This window comes from Clostridium zeae (genome assembly GCF_017312485.1).
GTDB classification, from domain to species: Bacteria; Bacillota; Clostridia; order Clostridiales; family Clostridiaceae; genus Clostridium_AR; species Clostridium_AR zeae.
Window position 1 is genome coordinate 1,833,770 of record NZ_BMBA01000001.1, and the last position, 18,987, is coordinate 1,852,756.

General features: G+C 29.8%; 17 protein-coding genes. 6 read left to right on the top strand and 11 right to left on the bottom strand.

Going from position 1 to position 18,987, the window contains the following annotated elements; all coding sequences use genetic code 11:
- The first annotated feature begins 438 nt into the window (after nt 1–438).
- Nucleotides 439–1,857, top strand: coding sequence for a pyruvate kinase (gene pyk / locus J3477_RS08385; protein ID WP_206869299.1), 1,419 nt, complete (start codon nt 439–441; stop codon nt 1,855–1,857).
- A 46-nt stretch (nt 1,858–1,903) separates the two neighbouring features.
- On the opposite strand, the gene J3477_RS08390 is transcribed toward pyk, so the two are convergent.
- Both J3477_RS08390 and rpsA read right to left on the bottom strand, forming a co-directional pair.
- Nucleotides 1,904–2,410 (bottom strand): tetratricopeptide repeat protein, encoded by a 507-nt coding sequence (locus tag J3477_RS08390; RefSeq protein WP_206869301.1) that lies wholly within the window; start codon nt 2,408–2,410, stop codon nt 1,904–1,906.
- A gap of 18 nt (nt 2,411–2,428) precedes the next feature.
- A complete protein-coding gene (gene rpsA / locus J3477_RS08395) occupies nt 2,429–3,589 on the bottom strand; it encodes a 30S ribosomal protein S1 (protein WP_206869303.1) in 1,161 nt (386 codons plus the stop codon).
- 738 nt (nt 3,590–4,327) lie between these two features.
- Between rpsA and J3477_RS08400 the strand changes: the two genes are divergently transcribed.
- The 4 genes from J3477_RS08400 to J3477_RS08415 all read left to right on the top strand — a co-directional run bounded on the left by J3477_RS08400 (nt 4,328) and on the right by J3477_RS08415 (nt 7,503).
- Complete coding sequence (locus tag J3477_RS08400) at nt 4,328–4,966, top strand: hypothetical protein (protein WP_206869304.1); 639 nt, start codon at nt 4,328–4,330, stop codon at nt 4,964–4,966.
- A gap of 14 nt (nt 4,967–4,980) precedes the next feature.
- A complete protein-coding gene (locus tag J3477_RS08405; protein ID WP_206869305.1) occupies nt 4,981–5,631 on the top strand; it encodes a PspA/IM30 family protein in 651 nt (216 codons plus the stop codon).
- A gap of 24 nt (nt 5,632–5,655) precedes the next feature.
- A complete protein-coding gene (locus J3477_RS08410; RefSeq protein WP_206869306.1) occupies nt 5,656–6,315 on the top strand; it encodes a DUF1292 domain-containing protein in 660 nt (219 codons plus the stop codon).
- 186 nt (nt 6,316–6,501) lie between these two features.
- On the top strand, nt 6,502–7,503 hold the full coding sequence (locus tag J3477_RS08415; protein WP_206869307.1) for a hypothetical protein: 1,002 nt from the start codon (nt 6,502–6,504) through the stop codon (nt 7,501–7,503).
- Between the two features lie 35 nt (nt 7,504–7,538).
- Here the strand turns inward: J3477_RS08415 and J3477_RS08420 are convergent, their stop codons facing one another.
- The 5 genes from J3477_RS08420 to J3477_RS08440 form a co-directional block, all read right to left on the bottom strand.
- Nucleotides 7,539–7,736: a heavy-metal-associated domain-containing protein gene (locus J3477_RS08420; protein WP_206869308.1), complete on the bottom strand. Its 198-nt coding sequence runs from the start codon at nt 7,734–7,736 to the stop codon at nt 7,539–7,541.
- A 91-nt stretch (nt 7,737–7,827) separates the two neighbouring features.
- The gene (locus tag J3477_RS08425; RefSeq protein WP_206869309.1) at nt 7,828–10,266 is read right to left on the bottom strand and encodes a heavy metal translocating P-type ATPase; all 2,439 of its coding nucleotides are present in this window, start codon (nt 10,264–10,266) and stop codon (nt 7,828–7,830) included.
- A gap of 10 nt (nt 10,267–10,276) precedes the next feature.
- Nucleotides 10,277–10,546: a metal-sensing transcriptional repressor gene (locus J3477_RS08430; protein ID WP_183278672.1), complete on the bottom strand. Its 270-nt coding sequence runs from the start codon at nt 10,544–10,546 to the stop codon at nt 10,277–10,279.
- Nucleotides 10,547–10,873: 327 nt separating this feature from the next.
- Nucleotides 10,874–11,635 carry a peroxide stress protein YaaA gene (gene yaaA / locus J3477_RS08435; protein WP_206869311.1) on the bottom strand — a complete coding sequence of 254 codons (762 nt, stop codon included), beginning with the start codon at nt 11,633–11,635 and terminating at the stop codon, nt 10,874–10,876.
- A gap of 275 nt (nt 11,636–11,910) precedes the next feature.
- Nucleotides 11,911–12,324 (bottom strand): CBS domain-containing protein, encoded by a 414-nt coding sequence (locus tag J3477_RS08440; protein WP_183278674.1) that lies wholly within the window; start codon nt 12,322–12,324, stop codon nt 11,911–11,913.
- Between the two features lie 235 nt (nt 12,325–12,559).
- Here J3477_RS08440 and J3477_RS08445 point away from each other — a divergent pair, with 235 nt between their 5' ends.
- Nucleotides 12,560–13,021 (top strand): CAP domain-containing protein, encoded by a 462-nt coding sequence (locus J3477_RS08445; protein ID WP_206869313.1) that lies wholly within the window; start codon nt 12,560–12,562, stop codon nt 13,019–13,021.
- Between the two features lie 113 nt (nt 13,022–13,134).
- Here J3477_RS08445 and J3477_RS08450 read toward each other — a convergent pair whose 3' ends face one another.
- The 4 genes from J3477_RS08450 to J3477_RS08465 form a co-directional block, all read right to left on the bottom strand.
- Nucleotides 13,135–14,034 (bottom strand): 3'-5' exonuclease, encoded by a 900-nt coding sequence (locus J3477_RS08450; RefSeq protein ID WP_206869315.1) that lies wholly within the window; start codon nt 14,032–14,034, stop codon nt 13,135–13,137.
- Between the two features lie 153 nt (nt 14,035–14,187).
- Entirely contained in the window at nt 14,188–15,618 is a 1,431-nt protein-coding gene (gene lexA, locus J3477_RS08455; RefSeq protein ID WP_206869318.1) for a transcriptional repressor LexA, read from the bottom strand.
- Nucleotides 15,619–15,712: 94 nt separating this feature from the next.
- A complete protein-coding gene (locus tag J3477_RS08460; RefSeq protein WP_206869320.1) occupies nt 15,713–16,669 on the bottom strand; it encodes a M28 family peptidase in 957 nt (318 codons plus the stop codon).
- Nucleotides 16,670–16,892: 223 nt separating this feature from the next.
- The gene (locus J3477_RS08465) at nt 16,893–18,683 is read right to left on the bottom strand and encodes a MutS-related protein (RefSeq protein ID WP_206869322.1); all 1,791 of its coding nucleotides are present in this window, start codon (nt 18,681–18,683) and stop codon (nt 16,893–16,895) included.
- Between the last annotated feature and the right edge of the window lie 304 nt (nt 18,684–18,987).

Below are 18,987 nucleotides of genomic sequence, written 5' to 3' on the forward strand. Positions count from 1 at the left end.
ATAATACTATAATCACTTTAAAAGTGTTTTATCTATATTTATAATATAGCATATTAATCCTGTAAATACATATTCTTTAACCCCTAAGCAATTTTAACTTTTAGAATTTTCTCATTTTATAATTATCATTTTTTATTAATAATGCTCTCAATGCTAATACATCTTTAAAATTACAGTTGAAATTAAAGTATTTTATTAAATTATGTACTTACTTTATTAATGTCACTAAAACATACACTAGATATACATATTAATTTCAATAAGTTATTGAAAAATGACCTAATTTAAATTGTTCATACTGGGAATATTATAGATGTACTCCGTTATAATTAAACTTACATTTTCAAAATCTCTTCTCGTAAGTCAGAAGAGTCATGAACTCAGTATTGTAATTAAACAAGTACATCTTTATATAAAATAAATTTGTGAGGTGTTTATATGCAAAAAACAAAAATGATTTTTACAATTGGACCTGCAAGTGATAACGAAGAAATATTAAAAAAATTTATTGAAATCGGGATGAGTGCGGCAAGATTAAACTTTTCTCACGGAACCCATGAAGATCATAAAATTAAAATAGATCTAATTAAAAAATTAAGAAATGAACTTAATTCCTCTACTGCTATCCTAATGGATATAAAAGGTCCAAAGATAAGAACTCATAACTTTGCTAATAATGAGGCTACCCTTAAAGAAGGTAATAATTTCATATTTAGTTGTGGTGGTGAAATTCTTGGAGATGAAACAAAATGTTCTATTTCCTATGATGTTCTATATGAAGATATAAAACCAGGTGGAACTATTCTCGTAGATGATGGATTATTAGAATTCAGAGTAGATAAAGTAGAAGGAAAAGATATTATCTGTACAGTAGTAGTTGGTGGAACTATGAAAAACCATAAAGGTGTTAATGTACCTAATGTAAACATAAAACTCCCTGGAATAACTGACAAAGACAAAGAAGATTTAAAATTCGGTTGTGAAATGGGTGTTGATTTTGTTGCTGCTTCATTTGTAAGAAAAGCTTCAGATGTAGCAGAAATACGTTCTCTTCTTGATGATCATGGTGGTGCAGACATTAGGATAATATCTAAAATTGAAAGTCAAGAAGGTGTTGATAACATAGATTCTATAATTGAAGTTTCCGATGGAATTATGGTAGCTAGAGGTGATATGGGAGTAGAAATTCCTATAGAAAAAGTGCCTATAATACAAAAATCTATTATCAGAAAATGTAACGAAGCTGGAAAGATAGTTATTACTGCTACACAAATGCTTGATTCAATGATAAGAAATTCTAGACCTACAAGAGCTGAAGCATGCGATATCTGTAATGCAATATTTGATGGTACAGATGCAATAATGCTTAGTGGAGAAAGTGCCTCTGGTAATTACCCAATTGAAGCTGCTAGCACTATGTCTAGAATAGCCAAAGAAACTGAAGCAAACTTAGATTATGGCCATCTTATGAGAAGACTTAAAGAACCAAGTCTTTCTGCTTTTGGTGACGCAATAAGCTACTCTGCAGCTAAAACGGCTCTTAAATTCCCTACTAAGGCTATTGTTGCAGCTACTCAAAGTGGAGCTACTGCAAGATTATTATCTAAATACAGACCAAGCTGTCCAATAGTTGCTATAACCCCTAATGATAGTGTAAGAAGACATCTATCTTTAAATTTTGGTGTTATCCCTAAAATTTGTAGAGAATTTAGTACTACAGATGAAATAATAAATGAAGCTAAAAACGCTGCTATTGAGGTTGGTATCGCTACAACAGGTGAAAACATAATAGTAGCTGCTGGAATGCCTACAGCTCACACTGGTGGTACAAATATGCTTAAGATAGAAAAATTATGATTTTCTATGAATTGAAAAAAGACAGTGGATTTCCACTGTCTTATTTTTACTCAATTTTATCTTTAAGAAACTGACTGTTAGGTTGATATTTAAGCAGTTTTTTATATGTCATTTTAGCTTCAGCTGTCTGCCCAGTATATTCATAGCTTTGAGCAAGTTTCAAAAGTATATCTATATCATCATTAAGCTTATTTCCATTTATCTGCTTTATTATATTGATAAATTCTTGATAATTTTTATTTTCATATAAACATAGCGCTTTTATTATATGTACTTTTAAATTATCTTTGTAATTATAATCATTACATTCAATAATGCACTGATTATAGCTTTCAATAGAATACAATTTAAGTATCTCTTCAAACTTCATTACTTCTTCACTTTTATTTTTCTTTATTTGAAAAGCTATATATACCATATAAATAATAACAATTAAAAATAAAGGTGGGGTAATTAGAGCTAATACCAAAAGTATTAACCCTATTGTAATTTTAACTTTTAAATTATTTTTTTCAGACTGAAGATAAAATGGCTTTGAGCTTTTATTTTCCATTATTCCTCCGAACTAATTTTAAAGATTCTTAAATAAGTCTCCAAAAAGTTCTCCTAAACTAGCACCTTCTGCACTATCATTGTATTGTAAGTATTCTTTTGATTTCTCTGAGGCTTCTTTCACGCTGAGGCTTATTCTGTGATTATTTTCATCTATATCTAATATTTTTACTTTTATCATATCATTAAGATTTAATGCATCTGAAGGTTTTGCTATATTTTCTTCTGATATCTCCGCAATATGAACAAGTCCTTCTACACCTGGTTCTAATTCTACAAAAGCACCGAAGTTCATAAATTTCACAACTTTTCCTTGTACAACATCATTAGTTTTATATCTTGCTTTTATGTTTGCCCAAGGGTTAGTAGATACATCTTTAAGCGCAAGAGATACTCTGTTCTTCTTTTGATCTACTTCTTGAATAAATACTTCTACTTCATCTCCTAGTGAAACTACTTCAGATGGATCATTTATTCTCTTCCATGAAAGATCAGATACGTGTATAAGTCCTTCTATACCACCTAAATCTACGAAAGCGCCAAACTTTGCAAGTCTAACAACTTTACCAGTTATTTTTTGACCTACACTTAGAGACTTCCATATCTTTTCTTTCTTCTTTTCTCTTTCGTCTGTCTCAATTACTCTTCTTGACGCAACAACTTTCTTTTTATCTTCATCAAACTCAATAATAGCAACTTCTACTACACTATTAGCAAATTGATTAAAGCTATCCCTCCATTCAAAAGCTCCTTGAGAACCTGGAATAAAAACTCTTATTCCTTTATATGATGCTATAAATCCACCTTTAACTTGTTCTTTTACCTTAACCTCTATAACTTTCTTACTTTCAAAGGCTTCTTTTATGTCATCCCAAACCTTAATCTCATCTGCTCTCTTCTTTGATAATACTACATTACCTTCTCCATCATCAGCACTTAGTATCATTACATCTATTTCATCATCTACCTTTAACAATTCAGATAGATCAACATCAGCTTCCTCAGTAACTTCATTACGGGAAATTATTCCATCAGCAAAATAGTTAATATTTACAAAAACCTCATCCTTAGTAACATTTATAATCTTACCCTTTATAATGTCTCCAGAATGGATTCTTTTAAAATCATAATTATCCATCATTGCTCCCATTGACATTTCTTGCGTTAAATCTTTTTCCATAATACACACTCCTTAGTATTAATGATATTAGTTCATTAATTTATTATGAGATTTACATATTGCAGCTTAACTACTAAAAATACAATCAGACTACAATTATTATTTTCAAATTACATAAAAGAAAATGTAGACGATTATATTTTAAATAATTAATTACTATATTACAGCTCCCTATCTATAATTTTACATAAGTAAAACTTTTTAAACAAGATGTAAACTAGACCAAAATTTACTTTGCCAAAAACTTCAAATATTTTATAATTATTATAGTTCTCTATGGTATAATCTTATTACACAATATTATATATCTAAATTAATTAAATATTAATCTTATTAGCTAGGACTATAAATGTTTTCACAATAAGACTAATTTATTTGTCTTCAAAACTTTAGCAATGCCCTTTATACGCATATATATTCTTAAATTCCAATTACAATCCTTGGACTATTAAGAAATATTATATATTAGTACAGGCTTATTTTCTACAAACAATAAAAATTTTCTAATGCATGCAATGAATTATGATTACTTATTTTGATTTTTTACAAAAACACATAAAGAGTTATAAATTAACTCTTGCAATCAATGATACAAGAAGTAAATGAGAGATATATTGAGAAATACCGAGAAACAACTGGATAAGAAAACATAAATGGTATTCCACAATATAATATGAGTTATTTTATATGTTGAAATATAGTTTATAATACCATATAATAAAAACATCGCAGGGCGATATGTTGGAGGTGTTTATCATAAACCAAAATAAAAAGCGCTTTTTGTTTGGGTTGATCCTCACATTTGTATTTATTTTTTCAAGCTATACCATAGATGGTATAAATGCTTTTGGTGGATTTAGCAATAATAAGACTGTTTATGCAGCTTCAAAAGGTGGAAAATCTTCGAGCTTTAAATCTTCTAGTTCTTTTAGTTCATCTAAATCTTCTAGCAGTTATAAATCAGGATCCTTTTCAAGCGGAAGTAAATCAAGTTCAAGTAGCAGCTCTAGTTCAAGCAGTAGTTCGAGTTCATCGCCTTCGAGCACAAGCAGTGGATCAAAATCATCAACTAGCGGTTACAAATCAGGATCCTTTTCAAACTCAAAGCCAGACTCAAGCAGCAGTTCAGGTTCATCAAGCAGTAGTCCAGGTAGTTCAACCTCCTCTGGGTCTCAGTATAATAGCGGATCTAAAAAATCCTATATACCAATACCGATACCTTTCTTTGGAAGAAGCAGTTACTCTGGCTATAGCAGCCCATTCTTTGGATATAGTTCACCATTTAGTGTGGTAGGCAGCGTATTCAAGATATTATTTACAATAATAATACTACTTATAATTATCCATTTAATAAAAAAATATATGAGAAGAAGATAATAGGAGGAAAAATCATGGGAGTTTTTTCAAGAATATCAAATATGTTTAAAGCAAAGGTAAATGACACATTAGATAATATGGAGGATCCAATACTACTTTTAGATCAGAAGGTAAGAGACATGGAAGAAAACTTAAATAAAGCAAAGCTTTCATCTGCTCAAATATTAGGTAATGTTCATGAAATAGAAAAGAAAATGGTAATAGCTAAAAAAGAATCTGAAGAATATGATGAAAAAGTTAAATTAGCTCTTGCCAAAGGTAATGAAGATTTAGCTAAGAGAGCTCTTCAAAGAAAACTTGATGCTGATAAAAAATATGAATCATTAAAAACAAGCTATACAGATGCTTCAGCAAAAGCTGAATTAATCAAGAAAAATCTTAGAGCTCTTGAAGATGAAATACAAAAAACTAGAAGTTACAGAGATGAAGCAGCTGCTAGATATAGTAATGCTGAAGCTTCAAAGCAAGTAAATGAGATACTTGCAAATGTTCAAACTAAGACAAATACAATATCTGTTGATGATATTGAAAGAAAGATTCAAAGAAAAGAATCTCTTGCTGAAGGTCTTGGTGATTTGAGACAAGTAGATTCTTTAGAAAATGAATTTGAAGCTTTAGGCACCACAGATTTAGATGCAGAACTTGCAAAATATAAAAATTCTTAATATTAAATTATAAAGGTGAATGAGATGAGCAAGGACTTAGAATTTGTAAAATCAGAAAAAGAGGTATGGGGTAAGGTATATGTTGATATAAGCTACGGGCTTGACAATGTTGCTCCATTCCTTTCAGAAAAAACCTTAAAAATAAGAAAATATAATGTTAAAAGAGATGTATTAAAAAAATATATAGAACTCTTAAATGCAGCTGAAAATGAAAATAAAACTACTTCTTTTGTAGGTGGACTTTTCAAGGGAAATAAATATGAAGGCTTGCTTACCTCTTTTAAAAATGATCATCTTGAAGATTTTGTACAACTTAAAAATTGTTCTAATTGTGCTTGTCTAAACTGTGTAAAAGAATGTAGCTTTAACAGCTGTAGCGGCTGTAGGCATAATTCTTTCATAAAGAGCTGTGATCATGAAAAGATAAATGTTACCTACCATAAGAACTTTACATTAGATCTTACTAACAATAATACTGGTAGAAGTACAAAATACAACGTATTAGCAACCCTTCAAGATTGTGAATTAGATAGACAATATATTATAATACAAAATATCTTTGATAAAGACGACAAGTTTATACTATATTACTATCCTGGAATATCAGAAGATAATTATGGTGAAATATCAGATCCTGCTGAATTTGATTTCATAGTTGAAACTTTCGAAGGTGCTGACCTTTAAGATAGTTTCTAATACTAGATCCTTAGATTTAAAACTTTTTTATGGATTCTGATAGATCCTGAGAGAGATTTTGAAAATATAAATTTTAAAAATGAAATCTATAAACAGAGTTATGAATTTTAAATAGCCACCTTTCTCTCAAAATCTAAAATATACAGAGAAAGGTGGTTAAACTATGGCTAAAAATTGGAGGTGTTTATCATAACTCAAAATAAAAAGCGCTTTTTATTTGGATTAATCCTCACACTTATATTTATTCTTTCTAGCTATACTATTGACGGTATTAATACCTTTGGTGGATTCAGTAATAATAAAACAGTTTATGCTGCCTCAAATGGCGGAAAGTCTTCTGCATCCTCTAGTTCATCTAAATCATCAACCAGTGGATTTAAATCTGGTTCCTTTTCAAGTGGAAGCAAGTCAAGTTCAAGTAGTAGTTCAAGCTCATCACCTTCGAAAATAACCAGTGGATCAAAATCATCAGCTAGTGATTACAAATCCGGATCATTTTCAAACACAAAACCTGATTCAAAAAATAGTTCAGACTCATCTTCTTCAAAGACAAACAGTGAATCAAAGTCATCAGCTAGTGATTACAAACCCGGATCTCCTTCAAGTACAGAGACCGACTCAAATAGCAGTTCGAATTCATCATCTTCGAAAACAAACAACGGATCCAAATCATCAACTAGTGATTACAAATCAGGATCTCTTTCAAACACAAAACCTGATTCAAACAGCAGTTCAAACTCATCATCTTCAAAAACAAACAACGGATCTAAATCGTCAACTAGCGATTACAAATCGGGATCCTTTTCAAGTACAAAACCTGACTCAACCAACAATTCAGACTCATCGTCTTCAAAAACAAACGATGAATCTAAATCGTCAACTAGTAATTACAAATCAGGAACTTTTTCAAACGCAAATCCTGGTTCAAGCAGTACTTCAAATTCATCAAATAGTACTTCAAGCAGCTCAAACTCTCCTGAGTCCCAATATAACAATGGATCAAAAAACTCCTCTGTATCCGTGCCATTGTTTGGACGAAGCAGTTATTCTGGTTACAGCAGACCTTTCTTAGGGTATAGTTCACCATCTAGCGTAGTAAGCAGCGTATTCAAGATATTATTTGCAATAATAATCTTACTTATAATTATCCGCTTAATAAAAAGATCTATAAAATAAAAAGTAAAAATATATATTTTATAGACTTATTTTTATTATGCTATTGATACAACATCGTATCCTTCTTCTTCGATAGCATTCTTTAATGCCTCATCAGATACATTTCCTTCAACTACAGCTGATCCAACTTCAACCTTGAAGCTTTCTACCCCTTCTAATGCAGATAAAGCATTTTCAACATGCTTTACACAATGCATGCATGACATTCCTTCTATTTTTACGTTTTTACTCATGGTACATCTCTCCTTTTATATAAATATATTATTTTTTAAATCTTGCTAGAGAAAAGTATTCACCGCAGCTTCTCTCTAGCAAATTAATTTACTAAACTATTGGCTTAAAGCTCTTAAGTCTTAGTGCATTTAGAAGTACTGAAACCGAACTAAAACTCATTGCAAATGCTGCTAACATAGGGTTTAGAAGTGGTCCACCAAAGGCATATAAAATCCCCATCGCTACTGGTATGCCTAATGTATTGTACCCAAAAGCCCAAAAAAGATTTTGTTTTATATTTCTTATAGTCTTCTTACTTAAATCTATTGCTGTTATAACATCTAAAATATCACTTCTCATTAAGACTACATCAGCAGATTCTATAGCTACATCTGTACCAGAACCAATTGCAATACCAACATCTGCAGCAGCTAGTGCAGGAGCATCATTTATTCCATCACCAACCATTGCAACCTTTTTGCCCTCACCTTGAATTTCTTTTATCTTATTTGATTTATCTTCAGGCATTACTTCTGCTACAACCCTATCTATTCCAACTTCCTTAGCAATAGCCTCAGCGGTATTTTTATTATCCCCAGTTAGCATTACTACTTCAATTCCCATCTTATGCAATGCCTTTACAGCATCTTTACTATTTGATTTAACCGTATCAGCTACAGCAACAATACCAGATATTTGCCCGTCTATTGATAAAAACATAGGTGTTTTTCCTTGTTCAGAAAGTACATTTGCATTATCTTCTAATACATCAATATCAATATTTTCATCATTAAATAGCTTCTTATTTCCAAGTAGTATTGATCTTCCATCAATGGTTACTCTTATACCTTTTCCTGGTATAGCTTTAAAGCTTTCAATTGCCTTGAATTCAAGACCTCTATCTTCAGCCTCTGTTACTATTGCCTCACCTAAAGGATGTTCTGAACCTTTTTCTGCTGAAGCAGCATAGGTTAATAGCTGATCTTCTTCTATATTAACTGTTACTATATCAGTAACCTTCGGCTTTCCTTCTGTTATCGTTCCTGTTTTATCAAATACAACAGTATTTATCTTATAACTTGTTTCTAAAGCCTCTCCACTTTTTATAAGCACACCATATTCTGCACCCTTACCTGTTCCAACCATTATAGCTGTAGGAGTAGCAAGTCCTAATGCACAAGGGCAAGCAATGACTAAAACCGAGATAAATATAGTAAGTGAGAATATTGTTCCTTGACCAAGAAGCGCCCATGTAATACTTGAAATCAGCGCTAAACCTATAACTACTGGAACAAAATATCCCGATATTATATCAGCCATTTTAGCTATTGGTGCTTTAGACCCTTGAGCATCTTCAACAAGTTTTATAATTTGAGCTAGGGCTGTATCTTTACCGACTTTTGTAGCCTTGTATTTTATCATTCCGTTTTTATTAATACTTGCACCATATACGCTGTCCCCTATTGTCTTCTCAACAGGAATACTTTCTCCAGTAAGCATTGATTCATCTATAGAAGTAAGCCCTTCTACTATGCTTCCATCCACAGGAAGTTTTTCTCCTGGCTTAACTATAATTATGTCCCCAACCTCTACTTCATCTATAGATATGACTTTTTCAACTCCATCTTTAAGAATAGTAGCTGTCTTAGGGGTTAATCCCATTAGTTTTTTTATTGCCTCTGAAGTTTTTCCTTTAGTTATTGCCTCTAAGTATTTACCTAATGTTATTAAAGTCAAGATCGTACCCGCAGATTCAAAATATAAATCCATAGTATATTCCATATATCCTTGGCTTATCTTATATATTGCAAACAGTCCATAAATGTATGCTGCAGAAGTTCCAACAGCTATAAGCGTATCCATATTTGGACTAAGCTGTATAAGATTTTTAAATCCGACTTTAAAGAACTTTATTCCTGTTACAATAACTATTGTGGCAAGTATTAACTGAACTATACCGAAGCTAAGTGGATGATGATGCGGATCTATGAATACAGGCAGTGGCATTCCAAGCATATGTCCCATGGCTATCAAAAGCAACGGCACTGTAAAGACTGCTGATATTATGAGTCTTCTTTTCATAGATTGAATCTCTTGTAGCTTCCTATCTCTATGCTCATCTTCTTTGTCATCTTCCACAGCTTTATATCCGGCTTTTTCAACTGCCTTTTTTATATCAGAAAGCCTTATAACATCTGAGTCAAAAGCTACCGTCAAAGTTTCTGTTGCCAAGTTAACCTCTGCTTTTTCTACGCCAGAAACCTTTTTTACAAATCTCTCCACTCTGCTAACACATGCAGCACAAGTCATTCCTTCAACTTTAACCTTAGCAGACTTCACTGTAGAAATAGCTTTATACCCTGCTTTATCAACAGCTGCTTCAACATCATTTAGAGATAATTTATCTTCTTCAAAAGATACCCTAAGAGTTTCTGTAGCCAAATTAACTGCAGCTTCATTAACGCCTTCTAGCTTTGTTATTGCTTTCTCAACTCTTCTAACGCAAGCTGCACAGGTCATACCTTCTATTTTTAAAGTTTTACTTATCATTATTGCCTCCTTATTTATCCATTAATTTATCTAAGATACCCAATACCTCATCTATTTTTTCTTCTGCATCGTATTCTCTTTTTATTGCAGCTTTAACACAGAGCGTCATGTGTTGCTTTAAAACTAACTTATTAGCTCTTTTAAGAAGCCCTTGAGCTGCTATCATTTGGTTAGATATATCTATACAATATCTGTCTTCTTCAATCATTTTTATAATACCTTCAATTTGTCCTTTGCAGGTTTTTAAAGCTTGAAGAGCTTTTTTCTTTTCCTCATTCATATCGCACCTCCACCCACCCCCTATGGGGGGTGTCTTGATTATATAATATTCCTTCATTTTGCTTTTGTCAATACACTGTTAATATTTTTTATTAATTAAAAACTTGTATTAAAAATTTATTATTATATTACAGCTCTAACAGTAGCTATAAATAAGCTTATGGATAAATAAATGTATCAATTTATTATAAAACTTATAAAGAGTTTCTATACAGAAACTCTTTATAGCTGAAACCCTTCAACTCAAAAATCTATTTTCATGCTCCTAAAAACCCTTTATTTAGAGTATATTATAATTAGTTCTAATTGCTTGTATCTCTTATATACACTATCCCCTTAAAAATACCAAGTTTTTTTCTGAGGACATGTATTCTGAGTATATGTAGTCCTCCATCTCAAACTCTTTTAACTCATCCACAGTATCAATTTTATTTTCTATCACATATCTAGCCATAAGCCCTCTTGCCCTCTTAGCATATATAGGTATTATCTTATACACACCCCTTTTTCGATCTTTAAATGTTATATTAATTACGGGATGCTTAATGTATTCTTTAACTGCTTTATAGTACTCTTCTGAGGCTAAGTTTATCAAAAACCTTTCACCATGCTTATCTAGTTCGCCATTAATATCCTCTGCTATTTTATCTCCCCAAAAGCTATAAAGATTTTTATGATCATCATGTTTTAACTTTATGCCCATTTCTAGTCTGTAAGGTTTTATTCCATCCAAAGGCTTAAGGATTCCATATAACCCTGATAGTATCCTTAAGTGCTTATCAGCAAATTCTAGTTGATCCAATGACATATCTCCTGCACTCAATCCCCTATATACCTCTCCTTTAAAAGCTAGAACTGCATGTTTGTCTATATCACTTATTTCTTTCGTCCATTGCAGATATCTAGTATGATTTATTTCTGCCAGTGATAAATTAATTTTCATCAACCTGCTAATATCATCTGGAGAATTCTTTTTTAACTCTTCTATTAGAATTTTTGCATATTTTAAAAACCTTGGTCTATTTAATCCTAATTCTTGATTTTTATTACTAAAATCCAGTGTTTTCGCTGGAGATATTATCATCAGCATCTCTTCACCTCATGTACATCTTAATTAGTTTTCTTCATATTTTTTATATCTTTAAAATAATTAATATCTTTATAAGTACCTAATAATTTATTATTTTTATAATTATAACATAAATTACGTTAAATGATAATAATTATCACAAATTAGCAAAAATGGTTATACATTTTAATTATCTAAAGATCTAAGTGAATTATAGATTCATAAAAAATAAAGGCTAAAATAAAAAAAGCTATCTTTGCCGATAGCTTTTAAACTTATTATAAAATTAAACTTTTTTACGCAATTGTGCTTTTTAATGTATTATAACAATAGTTTATTATGTCACTTCTTTTTATTATTCCTATAAAAGTACCATTGTCATCTACCACAGGAACAAAGTTTTGTGAGATAGATAAGGAAATTATACTTTCTATATCTGAATTTATTGATACACTCTTATGATTAACTCTTCTATATATTTCCTTAACTTTCACTCCATTAGTATTTTTAAAATTTAAATCTGGAGTATTCTTTAGTTTCCACAGAAGATCCCCTTCTGTCAGCGTTCCAACATACTTTCCATTTCTATCAATAAGAGGAATCGCTGTATATCCATGATGCTCCATTCTTTCCATTACCTGTCTCATGGTTGCATCGGTGTTCTCGTAAATAACTTCATTTTTAGGTGTTAGAAAAAATGCAATATTCATATGTTACCCTTCCCAAACAAAATTTTTATTAATCTCTCTTAATCATTTTAACATATCTATTGTGCAAATGTTATTACATTTATATTAATTTAAACTTTATCAACAACATAAATATTACTACTAATTTATATCAATTTGGTGTCAAACTAAGTCTTGTCAAAGCAATATATATTAATAAAACTAACCTCAGTATATTTTATTCCTTAAATGGAACAATAAGTATGGGAGTGGTTTTATGAAAAAATTTTTATGTTTCTATTTTTCACTTATTATATCTTTAAATATATTTTCTCATTCTTGTATGGCTGATACAAAACCATATTATTCTACTGAAAGTAACTACATAGAACTTTACAAAACTAAATGTTTAGATAATATAAATACCATTAGATCATCTTATTCCTTACCAAAGTTTTCTATAGATAGCGAGCTCAGTAATTCAGCTCAAGTTTACCTTAATAACTTCAAACCTTATGAAAATGATTTATATCAATCTCACTCTAACCCTGATATAAATTATTGCATTTACAAGCAAAGATTAACTAATCAATATTCTATTAATAGTACTATGCTAACTCAAGCATTAATTGAGGATTATAAAGGATACCTATTAAACCCTAATATAAGTAAAATAGGTTTTTATGTGATAGCTGATAATCAAACTATAACATGTAGTTTTGCATTTAAATATAACTAATGGCATTAATAAAAGCTTTAATTTATATCATGTTTTAAGTCTGTTACGAATAATTATTCACAGATCTCATTGAATTATAATTTCCTAAACAATAAAAAAGGCAAACCTAAAATTTAGTTTGCCTTATCAAATTTATAATAATAATCAGTATACTCAATATCATTCAATACACTGTTCACATTATTATAAATTTCATCCCCACTTATAGTCTTTTTAACAATAACCTCTTGCAAAACTTTTGTATTACATTTTGGGCATTTACCAATCCCCATAAATCTCCAATTAAAAAGTTTCAAAGGTTTTTCCACATTTATATTAGTTTTACACTTTGGACATTTATAATCTAATTTAGAAATATCTATTTTATAGTTTTGAAGATCCTTTATCATGATTGCAGGCATGTTATAAACATCTTTTACTATATAACCTTTTACTATCCTATTATTAAAAAGTCTTTTAAATACTTCAGATGTATACACCGCATCATTTAATGCATCATGTAGTTTACTTTCATCCACTTTTATTTTTAATTCCTCTAAAGCGTTCTTTAAACTTAATGCTTTTTTATGTCCAAGAATTTTAGTTACATACTCTTGTATATCTAGGTATTCTTTTAACCAACTTACATCATTATAATTGTAGTAAAATGCATTTCTAAATATTTCAGCTATATCATCCTTAGCCCAAGAACATATTATAGAATCATCCTCTACGAATTCCTTAAGTTTGTCCATAGCCTCACTAAAAGTTATTCCCAAACTTAAATTATCATTAGTTATTCCTGTAATTTCAGTGATCTTAGGGTTTAGTACCTTTAAAGCACTAGGCTTTACGTATGTTTTAAATTGACTTACACAATTCATCATTTTATCAAGCTTTACTGCTCCAACCTCAATTATCTCATTTTCTAACTTAGGCTCCTTAAATTCTTCATAAAGACTATAAAAATTAGGATAATATTTAGTTATATTTTTTAGATTATTAAATTCCAAATCTAGTATAACATACCCCATTGCCTCATCCCCTCATCATATCTCTTATTATAATTATGCCATAAATAGTTATTTATTTCACTTTTATTTATTTCTTTGATAAAAAAAATATACACCTTGATTATTCATATCCACAAATACAAGTAAAAGAAAAAATCAGACCATAGGTCTGATTTATGCTTGCTTTATTACTCCGATTGCAATGCCTAAAATAGATGCATCTTTATTTTCAAGAGAAATCGGCTGGTATTTTGGATTTTCAGGCATAAGGTATGGAATTTCATTTTTCAAATTTAGCCTCTTTAGTGTAGCACTACCCTCTATCTCTGCAGCTACTATATCATTATGATTTGCAGATTGTTGTCTTCTAATAACAACAAAATCCCCATCATTAATATTAGCATTCTTCATACTATCACCTTTTACATGAAGTATGAAGTTATCTTTCTTTCCTCTAATCCAATTGTATGGAATATAAAAGTTGCTTTCCTGTTCACCATTCATCGGTATAGGTTCACCGGCAGCAATGTCACTATACATAGGTACTTCAACAAGATCATCTTCCTTAATAACTTCTTGCTTATCATTATAATCAATTATTATTTCATTACTAGTAGATGCTCCGTCTATCATAAATGTATGTTCACTCTTATGTTTAAGGTTAACATACGTAAATCTTTCTAATGCATAATTATCTAACTTTTTCACTGAGCTGCTAGCAAATCTATAATTTTTAAATGCATCAAAGTCATTCATGTAGTTTAACTTTATTCCATTTTTAAGCCATGCATATCTTTCTGAACTTTCAATTGTATTTATAAGATATGTAAAAGAAGAATAATCTTTTTTATCATATAGCGCTTTAATAAAATTAAGCTCTCCTCTAGTTAAGTTCTCACAATTATCTAGAAGTATATGTATGTATTTATCATTATCTTTTTCAACCATTAGCTTTGCATACTTAGCTTTATCATATTTATCAATAAAATATAGCTCTTTCATTCTACTTTGATACTGTAGATTCAAACTATAAAGCAATTCTCTTGCTGAAGAATTTTTTCTTACAGCTTTCACTCTGCCCTTTCTGTTAACCTCAGCATACTCGTCCTTTGATAGCATACTTGCCTTTATCCATTGTATTTCATCAAGTATAAAATATATAGAACTGTTTTTTATTGTTCTAATTTTATTTATACTATTTTCGTTAACTTCTAAAACCTCTCTTAATATTAAAAGCTTATCTGATTCTGTTATATCTTTGAAACTAGTTCCACTACTTTCAATATATAATTCAAAGTACAGATCAATTAATTCATCTAAAGAAAAAAACTCAACCTCTTTTTCTATAAGTGAAAATAAGGTAATACTGCTAGGTTTATTCTTTTTCACTGTTGCTTCGTAAAAAGACTGAACAAGCATTTTATTGTTATTATTGGTTGTAATAAAGGCGATTTTATCACTTCTATATAAACAATAATTGTTTTTCAGATTTACAGTCCTATGCAATGCTGCTGAAGTTTTTCCTGTATGTAAATAACCTTTTACTACTTGTACACCGAGATGCTTAGAATTTATGTATCTATTCTGATTTCCCTCAAAATTCATTTGTTTACCTCCGTACATATAAAAGAAAAAAATTATATTGAACTCAAAATTTTATTCAATATAATTTAATGTAATATAATAATTATATACTATTTTAGTAACTTATTAAATACTCCTTTAGATTTTTTACTATCTCACTCATATAGCTAAAATCTATATCTTCCACTTTATCATCTGCTCTATTTATGTCTTCAAATCTATATATTGAAGTATCTGTCAAAAGAATTGTTTTAAATCCGTTCTTTGAAAATGAGTAACTATCTTTTACTCCATAACCAATTAAAAAATCCTTGTTTATATTTTTAACCGGAAGCCATGAACTGTCATTAAAATAACTAGTAACATTGTCAGCTAAAGCTTTTGAATCAGAGTTGCCTACTATTGCTAAGAAATTAGCCTTATTAGGCATTGAAGGGCCCATAAAAGGATATCTTTGTGATAAAGGTTTATCTGAGTAATAACCTATTGAATCTAGGACTATTACACCTTCAATATTTTCATTTTGTTGTTTTATATAGTCAGCATATATCTTACTACCCATTTGATCAGTCTTTGCAAATACTTTTTCTCCATTTACAAAAGCTACAAATCTTACATTGTGATATGCATTAGTATTCTTATATAAATCAGCTAATGTAATCAGAGCTGATATTCCTGATGCTCCACCATCTGCGGAACCCAAGGTTGAATCATAGTGAGCACCTATTATAACTGTTTTACTATTCTTATTCTTATTTAAACAATCTTTTGTAGCAACAATATTAGAAAATGTTTTGTCCCCTATTTGATAATCTTGTATCCCTATATTGTATCCCATTGATTTAAATTTACTTATTATGTACTGCTTACTCTTTTCTAGATTATCATAATTATTATAATCTCTTGGACCAATATCTTTACAGAATACATTTACATTATCCTTCAGGGTCTTAGCCACACTTTCATCTCCATTAACAGTAACCTTCGGCGAGCTTTTCCACCCATAAGTTGTGGAGGCCAACGCAAATAATAATAAGACTAAAATAACTACCCAATTTACTTTTCTCTTCATACTCCACCATACTCACTATTTTATTGATATACCACTTCATATTCAAATTTATATTTTCAAACTCTCTCTAGAACCATCACTAGTTCAAAAAGTAAATTAAGTATAAAGTATTCTATCTAAATAATAAAACTCCAAAGTGTATGTTTTATTCAAAGGAAATAAATATAACATTTTGGAGTTTTATCGGTATAATTTTACTCTACCCTAATGCTACTGTCAACATCTAGATATTGATTCCAGCCATCTTCATAAGATAAATAGCATTTCTTGTAGTAGACTTCCCTTTTCTTAACTTATAATCAAACTTAATTTCATTATTTTCATAGTGTTCTCTAAAATTATAATTTATAACTTTCTTATTGTTTTCTTCAAGATCACATAACTCTAAATCATGTGTAGATACAAGTCCTATAGCAGTTTTTTCACTAAGCTGATTAATTAAAATTTCAGCCCCTGTATGTCTATCCTTTGAGTTTGTTCCTCTAAAAATTTCATCTAACATAAACAATACTCTTTCGCCATTATCAGTAGCATTTATTAGAGTTTTTATTCTCAGTATTTCTGCATAAAATGAAGATATATTCTCTTCAAGATTATCTCCTATTCTCATGCAGGTATATATATTAAGTATTGGACACTTATATGCAGTTCCATTAACTGGAGCTCCTACATATGTAAAAATAGTATTAATACCTATTGTTCTGAGAAAAGTACTCTTTCCAGACATATTTGATCCAGTAACAAGCATAATTCTATTGTTATTATTAAGGGAAAAACTGTTAGCTACAGCTCTTTCTCCTAATAATGGATGACTGATATTTTCTCCTTCCAGTGATAAATCCTCTGTTATCTCTCCATAAGTCCAATTCGGGTTATCTCCGCTTATATTTGCTATAGAGCATAGAGCTTCAATTTCTCCTAATGCTTCAAGCCACTGCTCTAATCTCTCACTATTTTTTCTTCTCCAATATTCTAGCCTTGTTAGCAAATGATAATCCCAAAGTAAGGCCACATTTATTATTATATATATCATGTTTTTTCTGTCTGCAATCTTGTTGGCAATAGAATTTAATTCTTTCATTTCCTCAGTAAAGTTAAACTTATCATTAATAAGCATTGATTTTATTTTTATTAGCTTATTTGAATCAAAGCTTTCATCCTCCACTATCTTAATCATATTAAAATAAGTATATATACTGCTCTTGAGCTCATAAACTATATCTAAAGCTTCATTTCTTTCTTTTGTGCCAAGCTTTAACACTAAAAAGTTAAGTATACCTATAGATACAGGAAATATTGATATTATATAGTCTGTGAAGAAGTACAAAAATGTTACTGATAAAAAAACTACTGGAAGTAATATCATTGCAATCTTCATAAAACTGCCTAAAATGTTGTCATTTTTTCCTTTACACCATTGTATAAAATTTTCAGTATCTCCTAATGCTGAATCTTTAAGACTACCTTCAATCAGAAGCTTTTGTCTAAAATCTATATTTCGTCCTAGTTCCTTAACTGCTTGCTGTCTCTCATAAATCTCTTCTCTATTCGGAAGTTCATTTAATGATAATAATGAAGCCAGTTTCTTTCTTCCATAAGAAGTTTTTGTTGTGTTTATCCATTGAAATAACGAATGATCACCAAATATATCTAAATCATTTACAAAAGGATGTTTTATATTCATAAATTCCGATCCAGTATCCTGAAAACTCTTCCATCCTCCATCTATTCTTTGTATAGCTTCTTCATTTATCTCAATATACTTTTCTCTTCTAACCTTTTCCTCTAATTTCTTTGAATGCAAATATACAAAGTATATAAAAAGACCTATTGATATAATCAACATACCATATGTTAAATAGCTTTTTCCGGTATAATATATAAAAAAACATGCAGCTATAAAAATCATAAAAGTAACAAGCCTCAAAAAGCTTACCACATTGCATTTATTAGCAATCTCTTTATATATTTTTTCACCTTCACTTTTTCTATTTTCATAAAAACTCTTATCCATCCAGCACCTCCTAAGTTATGTTTGCACTATATATGATTTTAACATATTTTGTAATAAAAACAATCTTTAAGATTATAAGTTAACAATCTATATTTACCGACCATAAAGATTTTATATCCTCTTTTACAATAAAAATATAAAGATGTATCATTTCATAATTAAACTACTTTCACCTACTAACTATTTTTTAATAGATACGGCAAATTACAAATTTAATTATTAAAATAATACATCTATGTTATATTATTATTTATTTTTAAGAATAATATTGAAATTAAGTGATTATGCAGTAGATGTTATATGA